5 protein-coding genes are annotated in these 3,718 nt (G+C 31.7%); all 5 read left to right on the top strand.

Annotated elements, in window-relative coordinates; all coding sequences use genetic code 11:
* Nucleotides 1-76: 76 nt before the first annotated feature.
* The 5 genes from CKF59_RS07065 to CKF59_RS07045 all read left to right on the top strand — a co-directional run bounded on the left by CKF59_RS07065 (nucleotide 77) and on the right by CKF59_RS07045 (nucleotide 3,695).
* Complete coding sequence (locus tag CKF59_RS07065; protein ID WP_119535233.1) at nucleotides 77-625, top strand: YceD family protein; 549 nt, start codon at nucleotides 77-79, stop codon at nucleotides 623-625.
* A 170-nt stretch (nucleotides 626-795) separates the two neighbouring features.
* Complete coding sequence (gene rpmF, locus CKF59_RS07060; protein ID WP_119532386.1) at nucleotides 796-969, top strand: 50S ribosomal protein L32; 174 nt, start codon at nucleotides 796-798, stop codon at nucleotides 967-969.
* 254 nt (nucleotides 970-1,223) lie between these two features.
* Complete coding sequence (locus CKF59_RS07055) at nucleotides 1,224-2,183, top strand: beta-ketoacyl-ACP synthase III (RefSeq protein ID WP_119535232.1); 960 nt, start codon at nucleotides 1,224-1,226, stop codon at nucleotides 2,181-2,183.
* Nucleotides 2,184-2,329: 146 nt separating this feature from the next.
* Entirely contained in the window at nucleotides 2,330-2,680 is a 351-nt protein-coding gene (locus CKF59_RS07050) for a thioredoxin family protein (protein ID WP_119535231.1), read from the top strand.
* Between the two features lie 31 nt (nucleotides 2,681-2,711).
* The gene (locus tag CKF59_RS07045; RefSeq protein WP_119535230.1) at nucleotides 2,712-3,695 is read left to right on the top strand and encodes a peptidylprolyl isomerase; all 984 of its coding nucleotides are present in this window, start codon (nucleotides 2,712-2,714) and stop codon (nucleotides 3,693-3,695) included.
* The last annotated feature ends 23 nt before the right edge of the window (nucleotides 3,696-3,718 follow it).

Here is a 3,718-nt window from a genome sequence, read left to right as displayed (position 1 = left end):
CTTTAATACCTCTATCTACTATAAAGATTTAAATCTTTTGTTATAATAAAGGCACTAATTTTAATTATAGAAATCTATGAATATAAAAATTCCCGCTTTTCTAAATATTCGTAATGAAGCTAATAAACGTTCTGACTTTAAAGGAATTATAAGTAAAGAAAACTTTAAACGCTTTCCTTTAGATACCGTAAAGTCTATTAACACAGATGCTGAAGTTGAATTAAGTTGTACCTTTGACTTTACCAATAAAGCTATTGCTAAAGGAACTGCTAAAATAAATGTTACCTCTACCTGCATGCGTTGTATGGAAGATTTCACTTATGATGTCATTGCAGAATTTACTTTAAGTCCTGTAGCAAATGAAGAACAAGCTGATGCTCTTCCTCAAGAATACTCTCCTCTCCTTATAAATGAGTATGGAGAAGTAAATATTGTTGAAGGAGTTGAAGAAGAACTAATTATGAATATAGCTTTAACTCCAAAACATCCTAATGAAAGCTGTAATCCATTTCTTGACCAAGAAGAAGATTTTCTTGAGGATGAAGAAGTTAACCAAGAGCAAGTTACTTTAGAAAACAACCCTTTCTCAGCTCTTAGTCAATTAAAAGGCAAACTAAAAAAATAACTAACAAAAGTTTGTCTTTACATTTTAATTGTGCTATAATTTAACAGTATTTTGAAACGTCACTAAAGTTAAGTAGGAAAAAATTAAACGCTTTAAATGCAACTTTTACCTTAAAATTAGTGATAATTAGTTTTCAGATTAATTATATTTAAACGTCGGGAGACAATTAAATGGCAGTTCAACAGAACCGTAAAACACGTTCTCGCCGTGGCATGCGTCGTTCACACGACTTTTTAACCGCACCTGCGATCTCAAGAGATGCAACTACAGGTGAAATGCACTTACGTCACCACGTAACTGCTGATGGTTACTACCGCGGTAAAAAAGTATTAGAAGTTAAATAATACTATTCGGTATTCCAATGGGAATACCCCGTATTCCACTTAAACTGCAATATTTTGACAGTTTATAAAACTTTAGCAATTAATTGATTTTTAATTGCTAATAAGGAACTCAAGGATTTATCATGATAAAAAGTCCTCTAATATAATTCAGATAGTTGATTTTATTTTATGTTTATTCTTGGGTTCCTAAATTAACATTATTTATTTTATTGAAGGGACTTGAAAAAGTCCCTTTTAACTTATCTATTTAAACTATGTATTCAAAAATAGTTGCTACAGGTAGCTTTATACCATCTAAATTTGTTACTAATGCTGATTTAGAAAAAATGGTAGATACCAGTGATGAGTGGATTGTTACTCGTACCGGTATAAAAAGCCGTCCAACTATGGACGATGATATGACAGTTCCTGATATGGCTTTTAATGCAGCTCAAAAAGCCGTAGAAAACTTAAAGAAAAAAGATCCTAACTTTAATGTAGAAGATATAGGTCTTATTATATGCGCCACAACAACATCTAGCTACTTATTCCCTTCTTGTGCTTGCCAAGTTCAAGGTAAATTAGGAATTAAAGATTGTATTTCTTTTGATGTTGCCGCAGCTTGTAGCGGCTTTGTCTATGCTTTAAGCGTTGCTGATAAGTTTATTAAAACAGGAACAGTAAAAAAAGCTTTAGTGATTGGTGCAGATGCTTTATCTAAAACATGTGATCCTACCGATCGTTCAACAATTATTCTCTTTGGTGATGCTGCAGGTTGCTTCATTATTGAAGCAAGCGAACAACCTGGCATTTTAAGCACGCATTTACACGCTAATAACGAAAATGCAGAAATGCTAACTTTAGGAAATAAGCAATTCCAAGAGGAATCTTATTTACAAATGCAAGGAAATCAGGTGTTTCGTATAGCGGTTGCTGAATTATCCAATATAGTTTCAGAAACTTTAGAAGCAAACAATCTTGATAAATCTCAAGTTGACTGGTTAGTTCCTCACCAAGCAAATATTAGAATTATTGCTGCAACTGCAAAAAAATTAGATTTACCTATGGAACGTGTTATTCTAACTATTGAAAAACACGGTAATACCTCAGCGGCTTCAATACCAACAGCATTTGACTCAGCAGTACAAGAAAATAAATTTAAAGAAGGTGAAATTATTCTTCTAGAAGCTTTTGGTGGTGGTATGACCTGGGGATCTGCCCTGATTAAATACTAACTCTTTAAATTTACATTTTAGACCTTATATTATTCAAGATACTAAAATTTAAATTATTAAAAGAATTCCCTATATCTTTATCAAAATAATTTTTATTTCTATCTCTATCATTCGTTACTGATAGGCTCTTTTAACAGGTAATTTATATGAGTAAATTTGTACACGAATTAACTGATGCAGAATTTAATGACAAAGTAGCTAATAAAGATGCTAATCTAGGTTTAGTATTAGTTGATTTTTGGGCTGACTGGTGTTCACCATGCTTACAATTAGCTCCTTTTGTTGAGGAAGCAGCAGAAATACTTGCAGGTAAAGTAACTTTTTATAAATACGAAGTTATCGCAGAAGAACCACAAGAAGCTCGTGTCCTAAACGGGGTAAGAAACATCCCTACTATCTTACTATTTAAAGATGGTGTGCTTGTTGATAGACGTGTAGGTTCTTTAGAATCTAATGATGTTAAAGAGCTATTATCATTTGTAGAAAAACACTTATAATATTATTAGTAAATATAGGTTCTTATACACCATGAAAAAATTTGCAAAATCTATTCTTGCTTTTAGTTTAGGCTTAAGTCTTATTGCTCCTAGTTTTGCTTCTTTTGATTTATCTAACAACAGTAACTCTGTTGTTGCTACCTACAATGGACAAGTTGTATTAGCATCTGATATTAAACCTTATTTAAAAGGTGGGCAAAACAATGTTTATTCCGATGATGCTGTTAAAAATGCTGTGAGATCTTATATAGTTTCAAAACTAAAACAAGAATGGACAGCAAAAGCAAAAGCGTCGGTGAATGTTACCCAAGCTGAAATTGATAATGTTCTCTACGCTGAAGCAGCAAGAAATGGTTTAACTTATTCTGATTTTATTCGCGCTCTTGCATATCAAGGTTATTCATTACAACAAGTAAGGGCACAAATTCGCGAAGGTCTTTATCAACAAAAATTAAATGAATATTTAAGTAAAAATGTTCAGACCAATATTGATAGAGATGCTATTCAGTTTGAAGGGTATAAGAATTATCAAATCGCTTTAGCAGAAAATAACCTTGCTCAAGTAAATACTTATAATGTTAGTTATATTTTTATCAAAACTACCCCTTTATTTACAAGTGAACAAGCTAAAGCTAAAGCTCAAAATATTTACAAACAAATAACAAGTAAACTTATTACATTTGATCAAGCTGCCGAACAATACTCTGATGATGTAATAACTGCAGCAAATAATGGTCTAATTGGTAATATCGATAATATTAAAGATAATCGTGAAAGATATCTTATGACTCAAGCTGTAGATAAAATGAAAGTAGGACAAATCTCTGCTCCTATTAATTTAGAATCAGGTTGGGCAATTATTCGATATAATGCAGATGTGAAGGTTCCTGCAACATTAGATGATTATATTGAAGCAGCATTCCAACAAACTTTAAAATCAAAGTATAATGCAAATACAACTTTAGAGCAATTCTTGCTAAACTCAGTTGTAATTAATTACGTTTTTGAGCAGTAATCATTGTAAAGATAAGGGAAGAA

This window comes from Psittacicella gerlachiana (assembly GCF_003585965.1).
Classification (GTDB): domain Bacteria; phylum Pseudomonadota; class Gammaproteobacteria; order Enterobacterales; family Psittacicellaceae; genus Psittacicella; species Psittacicella gerlachiana.
The sequence above is the reverse complement of the archived record's forward strand: the minus strand, read 5'-3'. Positions and strand labels throughout refer to the sequence as shown.